This is a genomic window from Pseudomonas sp. ZS1P83, from assembly GCF_054897825.1.
In genome coordinates, this window is record NZ_CM142706.1 from 5,159,679 (window position 1) to 5,178,738 (window position 19,060).

Sequence of the window (19,060 nt, forward strand, 5' to 3'; positions counted from 1 at the left end):
CGTCGAGGCGTCGAACCGTCTGCGTGGGAATGCCTCAATGGACGCTCTGCGTCCGCAGTTGGGACGCGGAGCGTCCCGGGCTGCATTCCCACGCAGAGCGTGGGAACGATCACCTGCCGTAGAGTCTACCGATCCGCAAACCCTTTACCCACCGCCGCCAACTCCCCGATCAATTGAGCCGGTTTCCACTGATCACCCTGTTTCGTCTCAAGCGCCAGCAACCGCTGGTGAATATCCGCCAGCCCTTGCTGATCCGCCCAGGCCATCGGCCCACCCTTGTCCGCCGGGAAGCCGTAGCCATTGAGGTACACAAGATCGATGTCGTGCGCCGACTCGGCGATGTCTTCCTGAAGGATCTTCGCCCCTTCATTGACCAGCGCCAGCAAGCAGCGCTCAAGAATCTCCTCGGGGCTTATCTCGCGACGCTGAAACCCCAGCTCTTCGCTGACCTTCAGCACCAGCGCATCGACTTCAACATCGTGTTCAGCCTGGCGACTGCCCGGTTCGTAGTGGTAATAGCCGTCGCCACTCTTCTGACCAAAACGCCCCAGTTCGCACAGACGGTTATCCACCTGAACCTCAGGCGCATCCTGCCCTTTACCGGCCAATTGCCGAGCGCGCCACCCCAGATCGATGCCGACCACGTCGTACATGCGGAACGGCCCCATGGCGAAACCAAAACCTTGCAGCACCGCATCGACCTGATGTGGATAAGCGCCTTCGAGCAGCATCTTGTGCGCTTCAAGTACATACGGATGCAGCATGCGGTTGCCGATGAAACCATGACAGTTGCCCGACACCACGCTAACCTTGCCCATGCGTTTACCCAGTGCCAGGGCTGCTTCAAGCACCGCCGGTGAAGTCTGGGCACCGCGAACGATTTCCAGCAGTTTCATGATGTGCGCCGGGCTGAAGAAGTGCAGGCCCAGGACCTGTTCCGGACGGCGAGTGGCCGCGGCGATGGCGTCAATATCCAGCGCCGAGGTATTGCTGGCCAAAATCGCTTCAGGTTTGAGCAGACCGTCCAGTTCACGGAAGATTTTCTGCTTGAGTTCGAGGTTTTCGTACACGGCTTCGATCACCAGATCGACATCGCGGATTGCCGCGTAGTCAGCAGCAGCCGTAATCCGCGCAATGCGAGCGTCTGCCTCGGTCTGATCGATCCGGCCCTGACGCACGTTGTGGGTGTAGGTGTCCACCACGGTGGCCAGCGCCTGTTCAAGCATCTGTGGATTGTTATCGACCCACTGCACCGGGACGCCGGCGTTGGCCAGGCACATGACAATGCCACGGCCCATGGTGCCCGCGCCAATGACGCCGGCGCGCTGAATAGTGAACAGTGTCTGGCTCATAGTTGTTGTTCTCTTGTTGGCGATCCAAAGACAGCCTTCACCATAGTCAGGCGCCGCGCATTTTTGAAATTTATTCCTGTGATGAGCAGCATTCAGCGGATGGATCTACGCAGGTAAATGCGCCTCGGCCCACGCCCGCACCTCGCCATAGGGATAATCCTCCAGCGCCGCAAACCCGGGAATCGACCGTGCCTTGAGCTTGGTAAACAGCGGCACGCTAATACCGCATAAGAACCGCGTCACGCGCTCCGCCGACGGAACGTTGCCGGCGTGCTGCTCGTGCCTGTGGATAAAATCACCGCACAACGCTTCGAAGTTTTTATCCACAAGCGCTGGCAATTCCGGTGGCGCGGGCAATCGCGCCACATCCCCGTGACACACCGAACAATGTCCGCACTGCCGAGGTGCGTTTTCATCGCCGAAGTACTCGGCCAGGCGATAACCCAGGCAATGTTCTGTGGCGAACAGCTCCAGCATGGCGTGAATCCGCGCGATCTCGGTGCGCTCGTGCCGAGTGAAATAGGCGTGTAACTCGGCGCTCAAGGCCTGGCTGTCAAAGTCCGTTTGCAGCAGGCTGTAGACCTCGGTCATTTGCTTGCTTTCGAGCTCGACCCAGCCCTTTTCCTGGAAATAATCCAGCGCCTTGACCACCCGATTGCGCTCGGCTTGATGCTGTTCGTAAAGCGCGTCGAAATTCACCGTGGCCCAGGTCCGCGCGCGGCTTGAGGTCTGAATGATCGCTGCAACGAAGTCTTTGCGCTCACCCTCGAAGCGGGCCAGCAAGGCCTCGGGCTCCTGCAAGTACTTGAAGCGGTATTCAGCGTAATAGGCGTAACGCGGAGCGATGATCCCGCGCAGTTCCAACTGCACCAGTAAGGTCTTGAGCGGCAATTGGCGGATGTTGCTTTGGTCCGCCAGCGGCCCCAACAGAAACTCCCACTGCCCCTCGGGGGCGGCGGCTTGCAACTCGTCGAGCACGTAGCGGATGCCATCCAGCTCAGGCGTATCGCCGTAGACGAAGTTTTCCAGCACGTTGAGGCTGTCGCGGTTGGCCAACACCAGGCAGTCGGATGGCTGCCCGTCACGCCCGGCGCGGCCGATTTCCTGGCTGTAGTTTTCGATCGATTTGGGCAGGTCGAAATGCACCACGTTGCGGATGTCGCTCTTGTCGATGCCCATGCCGAACGCGATGGTGGCAACGATGCAATTGGATTGCCCGCCCATGAACCGGCGCTGGATTGCTTCGCGTTGTTCGTGGGGCAGACCGGCGTGATAGGCCTCGGCCTGAATGCCGTTGCGAGTCAAATGTTCGGCAATGTGCTCGGCAGTTTTCTGCAAGGTGACGTAGACGATGCTAGGCTGGTCGGGACGCTGACTCATCCATTCGACAAGGCGTCGTCGCTTGTCCTGACCGCGCACCGGCTCGACCAACAGATTGAGGTTCGGCCGATAGAAACCGGTGGTCACCACATCGTCGGGGGCGATGGCGAACTTGGCCTCCATGTCAGCGATCACTTTGGGTGTCGCGGTGGCGGTCAGCAGCAACGCCTGTGGGATGTTGAACTGGCGCTGATAATCCGGAAGCTTGAGATAGTCGGGGCGGAAGTTGTGGCCCCATTCCGAGATGCAGTGCGCCTCGTCCACCACCAGCAACGAGATCGGCACCTGCTGCAAGAAATTGCGGAAACGCTCGTTCTTCAGGCGCTCCACGGAGATCATCAAAATCTTCAGCTCGCCAGACTTGGCCCGAGCCATCACGTCGCTGGCGTCATCGCGGCTCTGGGCCGAATCGATACTGCCCGCCGCAATGCCGTGCCGCTGCAGGAACGCCAACTGATCCTGCATCAACGCCAGCAGCGGCGAGACCACCAGCGTCAGGTGCGGTAGCAACAACGCCGGCAATTGATAACAAAGGGACTTGCCTGAACCGGTAGGGAAAATCGCCGCCGCCGAGCGCCCGGCCAACACCGCGCTGATCGCCGCTTCCTGGCCGGGCCGAAACTGTGGATAACCGAAAACCTGTTCCAGGGTGTTGTGCATAAGCTGTCACTCCGTTGACCGCTGCGAAGCCCAAAGCCTAGCCGGCAAACGCAACGAGTCGAGAAAAGGTCGGGGACCAAAACGATACGGGATGATACAGCGTGTTGTCGGCGATCGTTTCCACGCTCTACGTGGGAACGATCAGTCAATTCCCTCTAAGCGTTGGACGGACGTTTCGAAACGTCCTACTGATTCTGACGCGCACCATGCAGAGGCTTAGCGCGCCGCGCCTGACAAACCCGTAGGAAATTGCCGTCTCAGGGTTTAGGCGTAAAAAACCTCGGAAAACGTGTAGGTCCGGTCCGAAACGGCATGTAAAACCCCTACAAAACCTGTCCATCGAAGCCGTATTGCCGCGCGGCGTCGTGCCCTTCTATAGTCTGCGGCGCGGCTGAAAACAGTGTCTCGGCCTGCCGGGAGCCACCTCCCGATTTCGCACAGGACGAACCTCGATGAACTCATTCCACACGTTTACAGAACGCTATCGCCCGCTCAAATCCCGCTACAGCGACACCCCCGTGCTGGTCATCGATACAGAAGCCGACCCTCACGAAATCCTCGACGCCGCCCGCCAACGCATCCGCGCCGCCAGCGACCTGCTCGATACGTTGTATTGCCTGTGTTTCAAACAAGCGGATGCGAGCGACATTCCCAACATCGTCAATGCGCTGTACCTGCTGACCCAAGACGGTAATGAATTGCTTGAAGTCGCCCGGCAACGCCTCCCAAAAACCACCGCAGCCTGATGCCAAAAACCAATCCCAACCCAAACCACATTCCCCTGTGGGAGCGAGCTTGCTCGCGATGAACGATGACACGGTGTGCCCGATGAAAAACGAATCGCCCGACACTCAAACCGACACTGAAAAACGGCTTAACAGAGCGAACTACGACGCATGGTTCAGAGCACAAGTACAAGCCAGCCTCGACGACCCTCGCCCCAGCATTCCGGATGAAGAAGCCAAACGCCTGATGGCAATCAAACGCGAGAAATTGCGGCAGGGATAAGTCCGTAGGCAACGACCTATCAAAGCTTCCTCCCATTCCTACAACCGAAGACACCTTGTCGCCTATCGCCGACCGGCGACTCGCACCTATAGTCGGACTGTCGCTGCCAATTCAGCGACTCGGGCTTGGTCACTCGATGGAATACATAAATGCGTCCGTTGTATGCTGCCGGCACCTCAAGTGTCTGCACGCTATATGGTGGCTGTGTTTGGGACGCCTTATGGCGTGCCGGTCTTATGTATTCCTCCGGTTGACCAACCCGAACACAGTCCGCCTCCATCGCTTGGTCACGATGGTGGTGGTTTCATCTGTAGTGGTCTAATGAAACCGGACACCCATTTAGGCGAGAATGCTCGCCAGATCGAGGTGTCAGATGACCAAACAACGCCGTTCCTTTTCTGCTGAATTCAAACGCGAGGCTGCCGACCTCGTGCTCAAGCAAAACTACAGCTACATCGAAGCCAGCCGTTCACTCGGTGTCGGCGAGTCGGCACTACGCCGCTGGGTCGACCAGGTTCAGCAGGAACACCAAGGAGTCACCCCGCAGAGCAAAGCGCTGACACCGGAACAGCAAAAAATTCAGGAGTTGGAAGCCCGAATTACCCGCCTTGAACGGGAAAAATCGATATTAAAAAAGGCTACCGCGCTCTTGATGTCGGAAGATCACGAGCGTACGCGCTGATCCATCAGCTGAGCGTCCATGAGCCGATTGATTGGCTGTGCAAAGTGTTTGAGATCAATCGATCAAGTTACTACGCCCACCGCCTCAAGCACCGAACGCCGGATGTCGAACGGCTTCGGTTGCGCAGCCGGGTGAGCGAGTTGTTTTCACAAAGTCGCAGTGCTGCCGGCAGCCGTAGCATCCTCTCGTTGATGCGTGACGATGGTGAGCAACTCGGTCGGTTCAAAGTGCGCAGCTTGATGCGTGAGCTTGACCTCGTCAGCAAACAGCCAGGTTCTCATGCTTACAAACGGGCAACGGTTGAACGGTTGGATATCCCGAATATCTTGAATCGGGAGTTCGATGTCCCGGCACCCAACCAAGTGTGGTGCGGCGACATCACCTACATTTGGGCTCAGGGGAAATGGCACTATCTGGCTGTCGTGATGGACCTTTGCGCGCGTCGGGTGGTGGGCTGGGCGCTATCGGAAAAGCCGGACGCCGAGCTGGTTATCAAGGCGCTGGATATGGCTTACGAACAACGGGGAAGGCCTCAGGGGCTGCTGTTTCACTCGGATCAAGGGTCGCAGTATGCGAGTCGTTTATTTCGCCAGCGACTGTGGCGTTATCGCATGCGTCAGAGCATGAGTCGTCGGGGGAATTGCTGGGACAACGCGCCGATGGAGCGCGTGTTCCGCAGCTTGAAAACCGAATGGATACCGACCACGGGCTACAGGACGGCTCAAGAAGCCCAACGCGATATCAGTCATTTCTTGATGCATCGGTACAACTGGATTCGGCCCCATCAATTCAACGGTGGGCTGGCGCCAGCTCGGGCCGAAGAAAAACTTAACGTCGTGTCCGGGATTAGTTGACCACTACAATTTGATGCATTTGAGAATACATAAAATGAATAAATTGAACCCGTTCACCGATCGCTACCGCCCACTCCAAACCAACCTCACCGATTCCCCGCCCCTGATCATCGACACAGAGGCCGATCCCCAGGACATCCTCGAAGCCGCTCTCCAGCGCATCCGAGCGTCCAGTGATCTACTCAAAACCCTCCATTGCCAATGCTTCAAGAACGGTGACGTCGAAGACATTCCGCACATCACCCACGCCCTCTATCTGTTGACTCAGGACGGCTGCGACCTACTGAAAGTCGCCCAACAACGCATGATGGGCTGGAAAGCACCAACCTGACGCCGAGCCAAGATCATTCCCACCTCTGCGTGGGAATGCGTCCACCGTGACGCAGAGCGTCAAACTAATGTTCTATTCAAATACCAATTCATCCTTATCCGGATGAAAACCCCTCACCGAAAAATTCATGGTTTAGCCTTCTGCATCGAGACGCCGAGTCTACGAGTGACTCCCGATGAAAAGACTTAGCCTTTCTATCGCAGGCTCCCCAAGAACTTCAGCCATACGCTTCACCTGCTCGGACGTTAGTTCTGACTGCCCACCCAAACCATCTTCAAGTGAAGACCAGCCCATTACCTCAAATACTGATGGCTCTAAATCTTTCTGTATGACTCGTTTGTACTGCAAAGAATCATCATCGTCGGGCTCTGGAAAAAAGCCTGTTATGCGTAAGTACATAAGTGACCTCTCAGTTCATTTTGGTGTGGTTCTTCCGGGTTTTGCTGGCTTGTTTTGCTCGCCCGTATCAGCGTTGAACTCACCTAAGTGCTTACCTTGCCTGTCATAGATCTCTACTGCTCCGTGCTGAAAGTCCCATTCATAAATCCTACCTTTCCGGTCTTTCCAACGATCCCGTTTTTTCCCACCGCCTTGAACTGTCGACTTAGGGCGAACACTCACGGCATCTGAAAAAGCGGGTAGCAAATCAGGAGCGGCGTGATAGCCAAATTCCCCCGGAACATTGAGCACAATGTACAGCGGCTGAACCCCCGAATCAGCCGGAAACACCAGAATGAAGTCCTGATACTCCGGTGGATAAACCGGGCTGACGATGATGGTGTCAGCCGCTTCAGTCGGCGGAAAAATCCAGACTTGCGGCGCTTGGGGAGCCGCTTCTAACGCAGGGATACCCAATGTATCCGCTGGGTTTTCTTCGGGCGTCCAGATCAGTTCAACACCGTTACCAAAATTGGCCACATGCTGAGCACCACGCGCCTCAAACGTCACGACGGGGATCATCTCCCAATCACGCCGACTCTGAGTGTTGTACCCGTAGCCTTTGAGCGTACCGTCAGCCTGCTCTTCCACGCGCAGCCGGACTCGCGTTCGCGCTTGTTTGAGTGACCTGAGTTGATCATCGGTATACAACGCACCGTCGCCCAGACTCGATGGGGCAAGCAACGCAACCAAGCCCACCAATGCACCCGCAGCAACGCCAGCGGTGACTACTCCAGCGCCAGTACTTACGACGGAGGCCGCTGCCGGAGCAATCGCTACACCACCCAGCGCCAAAGAGCCGATGCCTGCCGGCAAAACACCACTGATTTTCTTGAGCGGCAAACAGCCGGAGTAATCTGCCTGACGTCCTCCCAGCAAGGTGAAGTCGCCATATTCATTGACGCTGTCCGTGGGCACAAATCCAGATGGACTGACGTAGTCGATGATTGAGTCCGGCAACTTGCAGGACTTGGCAACTACGCAGCCTGCGAGTGACTGGTGCTTTTTCTGAAACTCCACCTCTCGACTCTTTTCAAATACATCCTGCCTGTCGAGCATGGATTCGTAGGCTTTTTGCCTGGACTCCCTCTCCGCCAATTCGCTAGCGGTCATGTCCCGTAGCCGACGGTCACCCCCTCCATCGGTGTCGTAGTGTTGCCACACTTGTGGTGTGTCCTTGCTTCTGGTCATCCGTCTCCCTCTCGGTCACCACTAAAAACTCCCAGCTGAAAGCTGAGGTCGGTGACGTTACCGAGTGCTTGAGGATGCGGTTGTAGGGTGAATCTGAAACTGCCGTGCGATTGTTCTTCATCACCAATTACTGATGATTACGCTCTAAACTTGCCGCAAAATCAGGCCGAAGCCGCCTCATCGGCATGCCCTTACGGATGATGCAGCATGAACCTCGCCACCAACTTCCCCGACGACCACGCCATGCACCTGCTCATGCAGCTGCTGCACGAAGAACTCGGCCTGCCCGAACGCAAAACCATCAGCCTTACCACCTCGATCAACTTCGACCTGGGTTGCGACGGCGCTGATGCACGACACCTGATGGAAGCACTGGAAGAACAATTCGCCATCGACTTCATCGACTACGACACCTATCGCTACTTTCAACCTGAGGGATTTGATGTGTTCCTCAAGCGCAGGGCCAAGGGTCGTGGCGACAAAGTCCCGCTGACTATCGGCATGCTCTACAAAGCGATCAAGGTGCAACGGTGGGATACGCAGGCATTGGAAAGCATCTAGCCGAACGCATAAGTGCCATTATTCTGCCTGTTTAGCGTGATTTCAGTTGGAATAATGACAGTTTTCGCAATCTATCAAATCCCATTCAAACCGCGTAAACCGGAGTAGTTGGACAGAGCAGGCCGTATTTCGCAATTCATCGAGTCAGTCCTGCATATCAATACATAAGTGCTATTATTCTGGCAGTTTAGGCTTAAAAATGAAGGAATAATGGCACATGGCTAAGAAAACAGCGCCGCTCCTGCCCGCAGCAGCCAAGCTGCTCTCTGAGTTTGGTGAGCGGCTGAAACTCGCTCGGCTGCGCCGCAAGCTGACAGCTAAGCAGGTCGCTGAGAGAGCTGGCATGTCACTGACAACGCTGCGCTCTCTAGAGTCAGGCGGGTCAGGCGTGACAATGGGGGCTTATTTGTCAGTGATGCAGGTGCTGGGCTTGGAGAAAGACTTGAGCAAGCTCGCGGCGGTGGATGAGCTGGGGCGCCAACTGCAAGACGCTCAATTAACCTCAGGAGCAAACCTCGCTACCAGTAAACGCCAACGGGCACGCAGGGCGCTCCCAGCGAAGTTATCGCCACCTATTCGTGAACGGGAGACGGAGGCGTTAGAAAGTCCCATTTCCAAATCGAATCTTGCCGATGATTTCCCTTTGAACACCCACTCTTTATCCAGTTTGTTAACCAAGAAAAAACCTAAACCTACGACGGATTAAAAATGACACTGATCGCGGTGTATGCCGATTGGGAGTCCTTGAACGGGCCAAGGCGCTTAGGGTTCCTACATGCCAGAAAGGCTCGCGCCACCAACGTGTTCGAGTTTGAGTACGACGCGGCGGCTTTGGCCGATCCCGAGTTGAGCTTCACATCGCTGGATCCTCGAATTGGCCTCTTTGAAGGGCGACAGTTCCCAGGCCAACATCAGTCCCGGTTCGGTGTTTTTGCCGATTCAAGCCCGGATCGATGGGGCCAAATGCTGATGAAGCGGCGGCTGGAACGAGACATCCGTGACGGGTTGGCCCCTAAAGGCACCAAGTTGTACGAGTCAGATTTCCTTCTAGGCGTTCATGACCTCTATCGGGTCGGAGCGATCCGCTACAAGCTCAATGACGAAGGCAATTTCCTGGATGATCGCGATGGGTTGGCAGCCCCACCCTTTATTGAATTAAGTGCGTTGGAGCAGGCAAGTCGAGCGTTGGAAAACGATCCAGACAACACATCACTCGACGGGCGCGAGTGGCTGAGAATGTTGATCGCACCCGGTGGCTCACTGGGCGGTGCCAGGCCCAAGGCCAGCGTTGCTGATAAACGTGGTCATCTGTGGATCGCCAAGTTTCCGAGCACTCGCGACGACTATGACGTCGGCGGGTGGGAGTTGGTGGTGAATGCCCTGGCGAATCAATGCGGTCTACGAGTGGCGACCGGTATTGCACGACGCTACGCGAGCGACCATCACTGCTTCATGGTCAAGCGCTTCGACCGCACCGAAACGGGTGGCCGACTACATTTCGCCTCAGCCATGACCATGACCGATCGCGTGGACGGTGACGATGCATCGGTAGGCGCCAGCTACTTGGAGCTGGCAGAAGTACTCATGGAGCACGGCTCAGAACCCGACGAAGATCTTCGCGAGTTGTGGTCTCGCATCGTGTTCAACATCCTGGTCTCCAATACTGACGACCACATGCGCAACCACGGTTTTCTCCTTGATCCCGGTCGGGGGTGGCGCCTGTCTGACGCCTACGACATGAACCCAGTTGCGAACGCCGATGGGTTGAAGCTCAACATCACAGACGCCGACAACGCGCTGGATCTCGAACTCGCCCGCGAAGTGGCCGAATACTTTCGGGTCAGCCGTGCAGATGCGGAAGAAATTATTGAGAGCTTCCAAGAAGTCGTCAGCCAATGGCCAACGCTGGCGGGCGCAATCGGGCTGTCAAAGCGTGAGCAAGACAATATGGCTCCGGCGTTTCGCCTCTCTGGCAATTGACCTCCTTACTATTCTTCTCTCGCCCACAAAAAAGCCGCCCCAAAGGACGGCTTTTTCACTACATCAAACCAACGCTTACAACTTCGGCCCAGCAGCCTTGATCGCGTCGCTCACTTCAAACTTCTTGAAGTTCTCAACAAACAACCCGGCCAGTGCTTTAGCGGCTTCATCGTAAGCAGCCTTGTCAGCCCAGGTATTACGTGGGTTCAACAGGCCAGTCTCAACGCCCGGCACAGTCAATGGCACGTCGAGGTTGATGGTGTCCAGGTGCTCGGTTTCAACACCAATCAACGCGCCGCTCTGGATTGCTGCGATCACGCCACGAGTGGTCGGGATGTTGAAACGCTTGCCAACGCCGTAGCCGCCGCCAGTCCAACCGGTGTTAACCAGGTAAACCTTCGAGCCGAAGCCGCGGATACGTTTGATCAGCAGTTCTGCGTATTCGCCAGCCGGACGCGGGAAGAACGGTGCGCCGAAGCAGGTGGAGAAGGTCGATTTGATGCCACTGCCGGAACCCATTTCGGTCGAGCCCACCAGTGCGGTGTAGCCGGACAGGAAGTGGTAGGCCGCTTGTTCTTCGCTGAGGATCGACACGGGCGGCAGCACGCCGGTCAAGTCGCAGGTCAGGAAGATCACAGCGTTTGGCTCGCCGCCGAGGTTTTTCTCGGAACGTTTGGCAACGTGCTCCAGCGGGTAGGCGGCACGGCTGTTCTGGGTCAGGCTGACATCGGCGTAATCGGCGTGCTTGGCGTCATCGATAACGACGTTTTCCAGGACTGCGCCGTGCTTGATGGCTTTCCAGATGACCGGCTCGTTCTTCTCGGACAGGTCGATGCACTTGGCGTAGCAGCCGCCTTCGATGTTGAAGACAACGCCTTCACCCCAGCCGTGCTCGTCGTCACCGATCAGGTAACGGCTTTCATCGGCGGACAAGGTGGTCTTGCCGGTGCCGGACAGACCGAAGAACAGGGTCACGTCGCCCTCTTCGCCGATGTTGGCGGCGCAGTGCATTGGCAGCACGTCGGCAGCCGGCAGCAGGAAGTTCTGCACCGAGAACATGGCTTTCTTCATTTCACCGGCGTAACGCATGCCGGCGATCAGCACTTTCTTCTGAGCGAAGTTGAGGATCACGCAACCGTCGGAGTGGGTGCCGTCACGCTCTGGCACGCACTCGAAGTTGGCAACGTTGAGCACTTGCCACTCATCACGGCCAGCTGGGTTGTACTTTTCCGGGTTGATGAACAGGCAACGGCCGAACAGGTTCTGCCAGGCAGTCTGGGTAGTCATCTTCACGGCCAGGTAGTGGTCTTCAGCCGCACCTACATGCACGTGGGAAACGAAATGCTCTTGCGCGTTGTTGAACGCCTCGACGCGAGCCCACAGGGCGTCGAACTTGTCGGCCGGGAACTTGCGGTTGATCGGGCCCCAGGCAATGGCGGCCTGGGTGGAAGGCTCTTCTACGATGAAACGATCGACTGGCGAACGACCGGTGCGGTGACCAGTGCGAACAACCAGCGCGCCGGTATCGGCAAGCTCGCCCTCACCGCGACTCAGGGCTTCTTTTACCAGATCATCAACACTCAGATCGGTGTACACGGCGTTATTGGCTTGCGTCATGAGATTCCCCGTCGGCCAGTGGCCGAGTGTGCTCCAAACGTTTTGTAGTAGAAAGTCGAGCACTACTACCGCGACAAAAAGTGGGCCGGATTATGCCAGAAACGCCCAAAAATAGTAGGGCCCTCCCGTCGTAACGGCGTTATTGCGGCGTTAAGCAGTGAATTTACCTGCGCTGAACCGGTTTAGTGCCGGGTATCTGACGGCGTATCGACACCCGCGCCAGCGAACAATTGAGTGATATCTGCGGCATCAAACAGGTAGCGCTGGTTGCAGAACTGGCAATCGATCTCGATGTGGCCGCCGTGTTCGATCACCAGCGACTGGGCATCTTCCAGACCCAAGCTGACCAGCGCATTGGCAGAACGTTCGCGAGAGCAGCTGCAACGGAAGCGCAGTTTCTGCACATCGAACAGACGAACCTGCTCTTCGTGATACAGACGATGGAGCACGGTTTCGTTGTCCAGGCTCAGCAATTCATCGGCAGTCAGGGTGCTGCCCAGCGCGGTGATGTGCTGCCAGCTGGCGGCGCGTTCTTCTTCGTCTTTCAGACGGTCGGCGGGCAATTGCTGCAGCAGCAGGCCACGGGCGCGACGACCATCGGCGTACAGCCAGAAACGCGTACCAACTTGTTGGGACATGACGAAGTAGTTAGTGAAGCACTCCGACAGGGTTTCGCCATCGAGGTCGACGATGCCCTGGTAACGCTGGCCTTGGGTCGGGTCGACGGTCAGCGCCAATACGCCATTGGGCATCAGGTCGGCGAGGGTCGCGTCGGGAGCGATCTGGTCGGCTTCGTATCGGGCCAGACCACGGATTTCTCGCTCGCTGGAGCACTCGATCATCAGCAACGGGATCGGGCCTTCGGAACGGGCCTGGAGAATCAGCAAGCCATCGAACTTCAAGGTGCCGACCAACAACGACGCCGCCGCCATCAGCTCGCCGAGCAGTTGTGCAACCGGCTCCGGATAGGCGTGTTTGGCGAGGACTTCGGCGTAGCTACGCTCCAACGCAACCAGCTCGCCGCGGGTGTCGCTGTCATCGAAGATGAAGCGTTGGGTGTAGTCGGTATCCGGTAAATCGGTCATAGGTCTGGGTATCTGAAGTAATAACAAGATGATTTTTAAAAGTGAAAATTGCGCCTCTGCAAAACCCTTTGGGTGCGCGATGTTCAGCCATGGAAGGCATTTTATGAACAATCCGGGTTTGTTCCAAGCCTTGCTCGCGAAGGCTGTTTCACAGGCAACACAGAAGCAACTGACTTACTCATCGTTGCTGCTTCCACGAAACTTGAACAAATCCCGTCGCTGCTTCTTGCTCGGTTTGCCATCGGTGCTCACGCCCAGCGAACCGGCCTTTCGCATGGCCGCGGCCGCCTCGCGCTTGGCGATGCTGGCGTCGGTTTCGGCGTAGAGCGCCTGAGCCTCTGGCGCGCCTCGGCGTACGATCGATAACGCCTGAACCACCACCGTGCGTTCCTCGAACCCTGCGCGAATCTGAAACTCGTCGCCGATCCTCGGCTCTTTGCCCGGTTTGCAGCGCTCCCCCCGGCAATGCACCTTGCCACTTTCTATCGCCGCTTTGGCCAAGGCACGTGTTTTATAAAAACGCGCAGCCCACAACCATTTATCGAGACGGACCTTGTCGTCCTCTTCCTGTTTTTGTGCCACTTGAATTCCTCTTTTAGCCCATAGTCGGAACTGTACTACCGTTTCTGTCGGGCGCAAGAACTCGGCCCTCCAGATAGAATGTCGACTTGGCCGGCTCACCGGCATGGAGTGATCGAGTGACTATATTTCCGTCTTCATTGACCTCGCCCAACGGCGGTTGCCAGGGTTGCCAGCAAAGTGAGCCCCTGGGCTTCGATTTTACCTTTGCCTACCAACCCATCGTCGATTTGCGAGATCAGTCGATTTTCGCCCATGAGGCACTCGTGCGCGGTGTAAAGGGTGAGGGTGCACTGTCGGTTCTCGATCAGATCACTGAGGACAACCGCTACCGCTTCGACCAGCTCTGCCGGACCCGAGCCATTGAAGGCGCGGCGAATCTAGGGATGCAGACGCATCTGTCGATCAACTTCATGCCCAACGCCGTGTACCGCCCGGAACTGTGTATTCGAAGCACACTGGAAGCCGCGAAAAAACACAACTTCCCCATCGACCGGCTAATTTTCGAAACCCTGGAAAGCCAGCACGTAGATAACTATCGCCATTTGACCAATATTCTGCGTGAATACCGCGAATTCGGCTTCAAGACCGCCATCGACGATTTCGGCGCGGGCTACTCGGGGCTCAATCTGCTTGCTGATTTCCAACCGGACCTGATCAAACTCGACATGGCACTGATCCGCGATGTCGACCGCGATCGTGTTCGTCAGGCTATCGTTCGAGGGGTTGTCACAATCTGTGCGGAGCTGAACGTTACAGTCATTGCCGAAGGGATCGAAAGCGCCGGAGAACGGGATTTCCTGGCGGACTGTGGAATTTTTCTGATGCAGGGTTACTGGTTCGCCAAGCCCGCATTCAAAGCGTTGGCCCAAGTAACGCCTGGGACCTGGACGCGTTAATCGCCGGTTTTTCCTATTGAAGACATTTGACCATTTGACCGTTGTCGGTCTGCGCGAGTGGGTGGCGCTCCCGGATTTGGGAGTCGCGGGCCTGCGCGCAAAAATCGACACCGGCGCCAGCACCTCCAGCCTGCATGCCACCGATATCGAGCCATTCGAGCGCGACGGGGAACAGTGGGTGCGCTTTACTGCTCACTTGGGCACCGTAGTGCAACTGCGTCACCGGCGCTGCGAAGCACCCTTGGTGACAATGAAAACTATCAAAAGCTCCAACGGCCACGCGCAGATGCGTTACGTGGTCAGCACCACCCTGGCCCTTGGTGATCGGGTCTGGCGGGTCGAGTTCACCCTCGCCTGTCGCAAGTCCATGCGTTATCGCCTGTTACTCGGTTCCAAAGCCTTGATCGACGGCCAGTTGGTGGTCAATCCGGGCATTAAATACGTACAAGACAAGCCGGTGTTCCCGGTATCTACCTCCTCCACAGGTGTTGCATGAAGATCGCTGTGCTGTCGCGGAACCCGCGTTTGTATTCCACTCGTCGTCTGGTCGAAGCCGGTACCGAGCGTGGCCATGAAATGGTGGTGATCGACACCCTGCGCGCCTACATGAACATTGCCAGCCACAAGCCGCAGATCCACTATCGTGGCAAGCCGCTGGAAGGTTTCGATGCGGTGATACCGCGGATTGGCGCGTCGGTGACGTTTTATGGTTGCGCGGTGTTGCGCCAGTTCGAAATGATGGGTGTTTTTCCACTCAACGAATCGGTGGCCATCGCTCGCTCGCGAGACAAACTGCGGTCCCTGCAATTGCTTTCGCGCCGGGGCATTGGTTTGCCGGTCACTGGTTTTGCGCACTCCCCGGACGACATTCCCGACTTGATCGAGATGGTCAACGGCGCGCCGCTGGTGATCAAGGTGCTGGAAGGCACTCAGGGCATCGGCGTGGTGATGTGTGAAACGGCGACGGCGGCGGAGTCGGTAATCGAAGCGTTCATGGGCCTGAAGCAAAACATCATGGTTCAGGAATACATCAAGGAAGCCGGCGGGGCGGACATTCGCTGCTTCGTGGTGGGCGACAAGGTGATCGCGGCGATGAAGCGCCAGGCCAAGCCTGGGGAGTTTCGCTCCAACCTTCATCGTGGTGGCACCGCCAGCCTGATCAAGATCACGCCGGAAGAACGCATGACCGCATTGCGTGCGGCGAAGGTGATGGGTTTGGCAGTGGCGGGCGTGGACATCCTGCGTTCCAATCATGGCCCGCTGGTGATGGAAGTGAATTCGTCGCCGGGGTTGGAAGGGATTGAAACCACCACTAGCAAGAACGTGGCGGGAATCATCATTGAGCATCTTGAGAAGAATGGTGGGCCGAATATGACTCGGACCAAAGGAAAAGGTTAAACCCTGAAATTCATGGCGGTCGGAAGGCCGCCTTCACGCCCTGAGCCTTTCCGTCAACACGGTTTTGCTGTGTCCGGCTCGCTGGTCAACGGTGAGCCGTGCCGGAGCAAGGCTTGTAAATAAACCTTTTCGTCGTACACGGTGCTGCTCTTCCAGCACTGATAAACGATCCGGATCCACTTGAACGCCAGGGCCCTGAGGGCCGCTTGGTATGAGCAGCCTTTGGCCCTTTGCTGGCGATAATAAGCCTCTGCCCACACCGATTGATTGATGCTGTGTGCAGCCCACTCAACAAAGGTCTGGCGCAAAAAAGTTGCGCATTGATAGCGCCAGTGGACGACTTTTTTCTTGCCACTGCGTTCGGTGACCGGGGCAATCCCGGCATATCGCTGCACAGCACTGGCATCCTTGAAGCGATCACGCTGCTCACCAAAGGCGACCATCAACCGTGGTGCAAGCTGCTGTCCCGCGCCGGGCAAGGCCTTGAAGAGTCGATAGTCGGCCAGGGTGTTGGCAGTTTTTTCGATCTCCCGATCAAAATCTTTGATCGCCGTGATGACCCCTTTCAGTTGCGAGACCAGGGCCAGCACATACAGCGCTGAAGGACTGACCACGCCTGGATCTTCAGTCAACGGCATGGCTTTGGCGATCAATGCCAAACGCTGCTGATTGAGCTCAGCATGGCGAACATTATGCGCGTGAAGGAACTTCAAAACGCTGGCTGGCCGAGCGTGCTTAAGCACTTCAAATGTCGACCAGCGCGCCAAAAACTCACAGAAAACCAGCGTGTCATGGTCATGAAACAGCTCAAGAGCCAACGGATAATACTGTTTGAGCATGCAGACCAGACGATTGCTGATCTTGACCCGGTCATCGACCAACCCGCGGCGATGTTCGGTCAGGCTGGCGAGCGAACGCATGGCGGAGCTTTGCTGGACCAGTTGAGGAAACCGTTCGGGGTGATTCAGCAACAGCTCAAGCGCCCATTGAGCATCCGTTGGATCATCCTTGGCGCCACTGGGGACGAAGGTTTTACGGTGCCGGGCCAAGATGCTCGGATTGATCGGAAAGATACAAAAAAACTCATATTTTTGCAGAGCCGCTATCAGTGGCCCTTTGTTCAACTCCACGGCGATCGCGATCGGGCCACCGTAACGTTGATGCAGCGACTTGGCCCAGCGATCAATCGACTCGGGCTTGTGGTCGATGACCTCGAAACTCCGCTGCGCCTCTCCAGCAATCTGCAAACAGATGTCGTGCTTGGCGTCTGCCCAATCAATTCCGATATAAGCAGTGAAATTCTGAGACAGGAGCGTTTGCATGGAACACCTCCACAGGCGCTAAAGTACATGCAGGGACATGCATGCTTGCGTCCAGCGAAGGCGATATAGAGAGCCGTGTCGGGCTTTCCCTGAGAATTCGTTAGAGGGCGCAAGCGCACCTGTGGACTCGAAGGTGAAGGCGTAATCATCGAGTGCTGCGCGAGCATATTCGTAGCCCGCAGGTGCATGTTCCTTCCTCGCCGACAGCCAACTTCCAGCGAAGTCAGTATGGAAGAGAAAGGAACGGACTACCTATATCGCGGGCAAGCCTCGCTCCTACATGGATTTGTCATCAACTGTAGGAGCGAGGCTTGCCCGCGAAGGGGCCATGAGCACCACCACAAACCCCAGTTCTTACACCGCATCCCGCGGCAGCATCAACCCAAGCGGCAACCGCACCCGCGCTTCCAACCCACCACCAGAACGGTTACGCAGCTCAACATTCCCACCATGCATCGAGGCAATCCGCTTCACGATCGCCAAGCCCAACCCTGTCCCCTTGCCCCCCCGGGCACGATCACCACGAGTAAACGGGTTGAAGATCGCCTCCAGCTCCGACGGATCGATCCCCGCCCCACGGTCCATGACACTCAGCACCACATACGGCGCGCTGGTATCCCCGGACACATAAGCCGCCACCTCAACCCCGCTGCCTGCGTGATGCAAGGCGTTGCCGATCAGGTTGTTCAGCAATCGCTTCATCGACACTCGACGCAACGGAAACGGCTGAATCGGCTCCAGGCGCAGGCGCACTTTCTCTTCGTTCTGGTTGTACGGCGCCGCGACTTCGCGCACCAGATCGCTCAGGTCCACCTCTTCCACCGACTCGTCGCGCCCATCGCGGATAAACGCCAGGAACTGGTCGAGAATCGCGTCCATGTCTTCGATGTCGCGGACCATGTCGTCTGTCAGGTCGCTATGGTCGCCCATCAGCTCCAGAGACAGCCGCAAACGGGTCAAGGGTGTGCGCAAGTCATGGGAGACCCCAGCCAGCATCAACTCACGCTCGCGGCCGGCTTGCTCGACGTCTTCGGCCATCTGGTTGAAGGCGCGATAGACCTCGGTCATTTCACTCGGCGTGTCGCTGATCGGCAGGCGCACACTGCGGCCCTGGCCGAGTTGGCGCGCGGCATACACCAGACGTTTCAACGGTTGATTGAGCTGGCTGACGAAGATCCATGCCGACGCAGTGGACAGCAAGCCGATGGCGAGGAACCAGCCGAGTACGTTCCAGATTTTCTGGCCACGCAACGGATGCGGGTAAAGCGGCACTTTCAGCCAGCCATCACCCAGGCTTGGCGCCCGCACCCACAGGGCCGGTGGCGAATGCATGCGTAATCGGACTTCGGTGTCGGCTCCCAGCTCTGCCTGCATCTGCCGCTGGTAGATCTCGCTGTAAGGCCAGTGTTGTTCGCCTTCCGGCACGCCAGCGCCCACTACCCGGATCAGGGTTGCGGCATCGGCAATCTTTGTGCGGTTTTCTTCATCGGCGGCCCAATAGGCGCGTAACGTCAGGGCGACGCCGTGGCTGTATTGGCGGTCCACCAGCACGTCTTCGTTCATTAACAGATAAACCAGGGTCAACGCCTTGGAAAACAGGACGACGATCAGCACCAGCCAAAGGGTGCGGGAGAAGAAACTCTGGGGGAACCAAACAGGGGTTTTCATGGATAACCGCTACACACTTGCAGGAGCGAGCGATGCTCGCATATTGCGGATCGCG

The 19,060-nt window shown here is 57.1% G+C and carries 19 protein-coding genes; 10 read left to right on the forward strand and 9 right to left on the reverse strand.

The genetic code is table 11. The features are described 5' to 3' along the window. Positions 1 to 125: 125 nt before the first annotated feature. Together ACYZT0_RS24240 and ACYZT0_RS24245 are read right to left on the reverse strand one after the other, a co-directional pair. A complete protein-coding gene (locus ACYZT0_RS24240) occupies positions 126 to 1,352 on the reverse strand; it encodes a 3-hydroxyacyl-CoA dehydrogenase (RefSeq protein ID WP_462043327.1) in 1,227 nt (408 codons plus the stop codon). Positions 1,353 to 1,457: 105 nt separating this feature from the next. Next, a complete protein-coding gene (locus ACYZT0_RS24245; protein ID WP_462043328.1) occupies positions 1,458 to 3,392 on the reverse strand; it encodes a RecQ family ATP-dependent DNA helicase in 1,935 nt (644 codons plus the stop codon). Positions 3,393 to 3,844: 452 nt separating this feature from the next. On the opposite strand from ACYZT0_RS24245, the gene ACYZT0_RS24250 reads away from it, so the two are divergent. The 4 genes from ACYZT0_RS24250 (at position 3,845) to ACYZT0_RS24265 (ending at position 6,267) form a co-directional block, all read left to right on the forward strand. After that, positions 3,845 to 4,138, forward strand: a complete 294-nt coding sequence (locus ACYZT0_RS24250; RefSeq protein ID WP_462043329.1) for a hypothetical protein — start codon at positions 3,845 to 3,847, stop codon at positions 4,136 to 4,138. Between the two features lie 82 nt (positions 4,139 to 4,220). Then, positions 4,221 to 4,400, forward strand: a complete 180-nt coding sequence (locus tag ACYZT0_RS24255; protein ID WP_462043330.1) for an antitoxin PaaA2 family protein — start codon at positions 4,221 to 4,223, stop codon at positions 4,398 to 4,400. A 373-nt stretch (positions 4,401 to 4,773) separates the two neighbouring features. Continuing rightward, positions 4,774 to 5,936 (forward strand): IS3 family transposase gene (locus ACYZT0_RS24260; RefSeq protein WP_462042754.1). Its coding sequence is split into 2 segments (ribosomal slippage): positions 4,774 to 5,029 and positions 5,029 to 5,936, totalling 1,164 coding nucleotides; the frame shifts between segments, so codons are not numbered across the junction. A 34-nt stretch (positions 5,937 to 5,970) separates the two neighbouring features. Then, positions 5,971 to 6,267 (forward strand): hypothetical protein, encoded by a 297-nt coding sequence (locus ACYZT0_RS24265; protein ID WP_462043331.1) that lies wholly within the window; start codon positions 5,971 to 5,973, stop codon positions 6,265 to 6,267. Between the two features lie 159 nt (positions 6,268 to 6,426). Here the strand turns inward: ACYZT0_RS24265 and ACYZT0_RS24270 are convergent, their stop codons facing one another. Further along, positions 6,427 to 6,666 carry a pyocin S6 family toxin immunity protein gene (locus tag ACYZT0_RS24270; protein WP_462043332.1) on the reverse strand — a complete coding sequence of 80 codons (240 nt, stop codon included), beginning with the start codon at positions 6,664 to 6,666 and terminating at the stop codon, positions 6,427 to 6,429. A gap of 15 nt (positions 6,667 to 6,681) precedes the next feature. Continuing rightward, positions 6,682 to 7,896, reverse strand: a complete 1,215-nt coding sequence (locus ACYZT0_RS24275) for an S-type pyocin domain-containing protein (protein ID WP_462043333.1) — start codon at positions 7,894 to 7,896, stop codon at positions 6,682 to 6,684. 207 nt (positions 7,897 to 8,103) lie between these two features. Between ACYZT0_RS24275 and ACYZT0_RS24280 the strand changes: the two genes are divergently transcribed. From ACYZT0_RS24280 to ACYZT0_RS24290, 3 genes are all read left to right on the forward strand, one after another. Continuing rightward, positions 8,104 to 8,457, forward strand: coding sequence for a DUF1493 family protein (locus ACYZT0_RS24280; RefSeq protein WP_462043334.1), 354 nt, complete (start codon positions 8,104 to 8,106; stop codon positions 8,455 to 8,457). Between the two features lie 217 nt (positions 8,458 to 8,674). Further along, positions 8,675 to 9,163: a helix-turn-helix domain-containing protein gene (locus ACYZT0_RS24285; RefSeq protein WP_462043335.1), complete on the forward strand. Its 489-nt coding sequence runs from the start codon at positions 8,675 to 8,677 to the stop codon at positions 9,161 to 9,163. Between the two features lie 2 nt (positions 9,164 to 9,165). Next, complete coding sequence (locus tag ACYZT0_RS24290; protein WP_462043336.1) at positions 9,166 to 10,437, forward strand: type II toxin-antitoxin system HipA family toxin; 1,272 nt, start codon at positions 9,166 to 9,168, stop codon at positions 10,435 to 10,437. Positions 10,438 to 10,512: 75 nt separating this feature from the next. On the opposite strand, the gene ACYZT0_RS24295 is transcribed toward ACYZT0_RS24290, so the two are convergent. The 3 genes from ACYZT0_RS24295 to ACYZT0_RS24305 form a co-directional block, all read right to left on the reverse strand. After that, positions 10,513 to 12,054, reverse strand: coding sequence for a phosphoenolpyruvate carboxykinase (locus tag ACYZT0_RS24295; RefSeq protein ID WP_462043337.1), 1,542 nt, complete (start codon positions 12,052 to 12,054; stop codon positions 10,513 to 10,515). 182 nt (positions 12,055 to 12,236) lie between these two features. Further along, positions 12,237 to 13,139 carry an Hsp33 family molecular chaperone HslO gene (hslO, locus tag ACYZT0_RS24300; RefSeq protein WP_462043338.1) on the reverse strand — a complete coding sequence of 301 codons (903 nt, stop codon included), beginning with the start codon at positions 13,137 to 13,139 and terminating at the stop codon, positions 12,237 to 12,239. A gap of 174 nt (positions 13,140 to 13,313) precedes the next feature. Continuing rightward, positions 13,314 to 13,721 (reverse strand): RNA-binding S4 domain-containing protein, encoded by a 408-nt coding sequence (locus tag ACYZT0_RS24305; RefSeq protein ID WP_129439414.1) that lies wholly within the window; start codon positions 13,719 to 13,721, stop codon positions 13,314 to 13,316. Between the two features lie 116 nt (positions 13,722 to 13,837). Here ACYZT0_RS24305 and rimA point away from each other — a divergent pair, with 116 nt between their 5' ends. From rimA to rimK, 3 genes are read left to right on the forward strand one after another with little or no spacing between them, the layout of a single operon-like run. After that, on the forward strand, positions 13,838 to 14,617 hold the full coding sequence (gene rimA, locus ACYZT0_RS24310) for a S6 modification regulatory phosphodiesterase RimA (protein ID WP_462043339.1): 780 nt from the start codon (positions 13,838 to 13,840) through the stop codon (positions 14,615 to 14,617). A gap of 16 nt (positions 14,618 to 14,633) precedes the next feature. Further along, positions 14,634 to 15,113, forward strand: a complete 480-nt coding sequence (rimB, locus tag ACYZT0_RS24315) for a retropepsin-like aspartic endopeptidase RimB (protein ID WP_008149289.1) — start codon at positions 14,634 to 14,636, stop codon at positions 15,111 to 15,113. Further along, the gene (gene rimK, locus ACYZT0_RS24320) at positions 15,110 to 16,015 is read left to right on the forward strand and encodes a 30S ribosomal protein S6--L-glutamate ligase (protein ID WP_134419496.1); all 906 of its coding nucleotides are present in this window, start codon (positions 15,110 to 15,112) and stop codon (positions 16,013 to 16,015) included. The genes rimB and rimK overlap by 4 nt, the downstream gene beginning before the upstream one ends. Before the next feature lie 53 nt (positions 16,016 to 16,068). On the opposite strand, the gene ACYZT0_RS24325 is transcribed toward rimK, so the two are convergent. Continuing rightward, a complete protein-coding gene (locus ACYZT0_RS24325) occupies positions 16,069 to 17,337 on the reverse strand; it encodes an IS110 family RNA-guided transposase (protein ID WP_462041914.1) in 1,269 nt (422 codons plus the stop codon). A 354-nt stretch (positions 17,338 to 17,691) separates the two neighbouring features. Beyond that, positions 17,692 to 19,005, reverse strand: a complete 1,314-nt coding sequence (locus ACYZT0_RS24330; RefSeq protein ID WP_008149285.1) for an ATP-binding protein — start codon at positions 19,003 to 19,005, stop codon at positions 17,692 to 17,694. Positions 19,006 to 19,060 lie beyond the last annotated feature (55 nt).

Coding starts and splice junctions, on each gene's coding strand:
- ACYZT0_RS24240 (WP_462043327.1), bottom strand. CDS start 1,352: ATGAGCCAGACACTGTTCACTATTCAGCGCGCCGGCGTCATTGGCGCG.
- ACYZT0_RS24245 (WP_462043328.1), bottom strand. CDS start 3,392: ATGCACAACACCCTGGAACAGGTTTTCGGTTATCCACAGTTTCGGCCC.
- ACYZT0_RS24250 (WP_462043329.1), top strand. CDS start 3,845: ATGAACTCATTCCACACGTTTACAGAACGCTATCGCCCGCTCAAATCC.
- ACYZT0_RS24255 (WP_462043330.1), top strand. CDS start 4,221: ATGAAAAACGAATCGCCCGACACTCAAACCGACACTGAAAAACGGCTT.
- ACYZT0_RS24265 (WP_462043331.1), top strand. CDS start 5,971: ATGAATAAATTGAACCCGTTCACCGATCGCTACCGCCCACTCCAAACC.
- ACYZT0_RS24270 (WP_462043332.1), bottom strand. CDS start 6,666: ATGTACTTACGCATAACAGGCTTTTTTCCAGAGCCCGACGATGATGAT.
- ACYZT0_RS24275 (WP_462043333.1), bottom strand. CDS start 7,896: ATGACCAGAAGCAAGGACACACCACAAGTGTGGCAACACTACGACACC.
- ACYZT0_RS24280 (WP_462043334.1), top strand. CDS start 8,104: ATGAACCTCGCCACCAACTTCCCCGACGACCACGCCATGCACCTGCTC.
- ACYZT0_RS24285 (WP_462043335.1), top strand. CDS start 8,675: ATGGCTAAGAAAACAGCGCCGCTCCTGCCCGCAGCAGCCAAGCTGCTC.
- ACYZT0_RS24290 (WP_462043336.1), top strand. CDS start 9,166: ATGACACTGATCGCGGTGTATGCCGATTGGGAGTCCTTGAACGGGCCA.
- ACYZT0_RS24295 (WP_462043337.1), bottom strand. CDS start 12,054: ATGACGCAAGCCAATAACGCCGTGTACACCGATCTGAGTGTTGATGAT.
- hslO (WP_462043338.1), bottom strand. CDS start 13,139: ATGACCGATTTACCGGATACCGACTACACCCAACGCTTCATCTTCGAT.
- rimK (WP_134419496.1), top strand. CDS start 15,110: ATGAAGATCGCTGTGCTGTCGCGGAACCCGCGTTTGTATTCCACTCGT.
- ACYZT0_RS24325 (WP_462041914.1), bottom strand. CDS start 17,337: ATGCAAACGCTCCTGTCTCAGAATTTCACTGCTTATATCGGAATTGAT.
- ACYZT0_RS24330 (WP_008149285.1), bottom strand. CDS start 19,005: ATGAAAACCCCTGTTTGGTTCCCCCAGAGTTTCTTCTCCCGCACCCTT.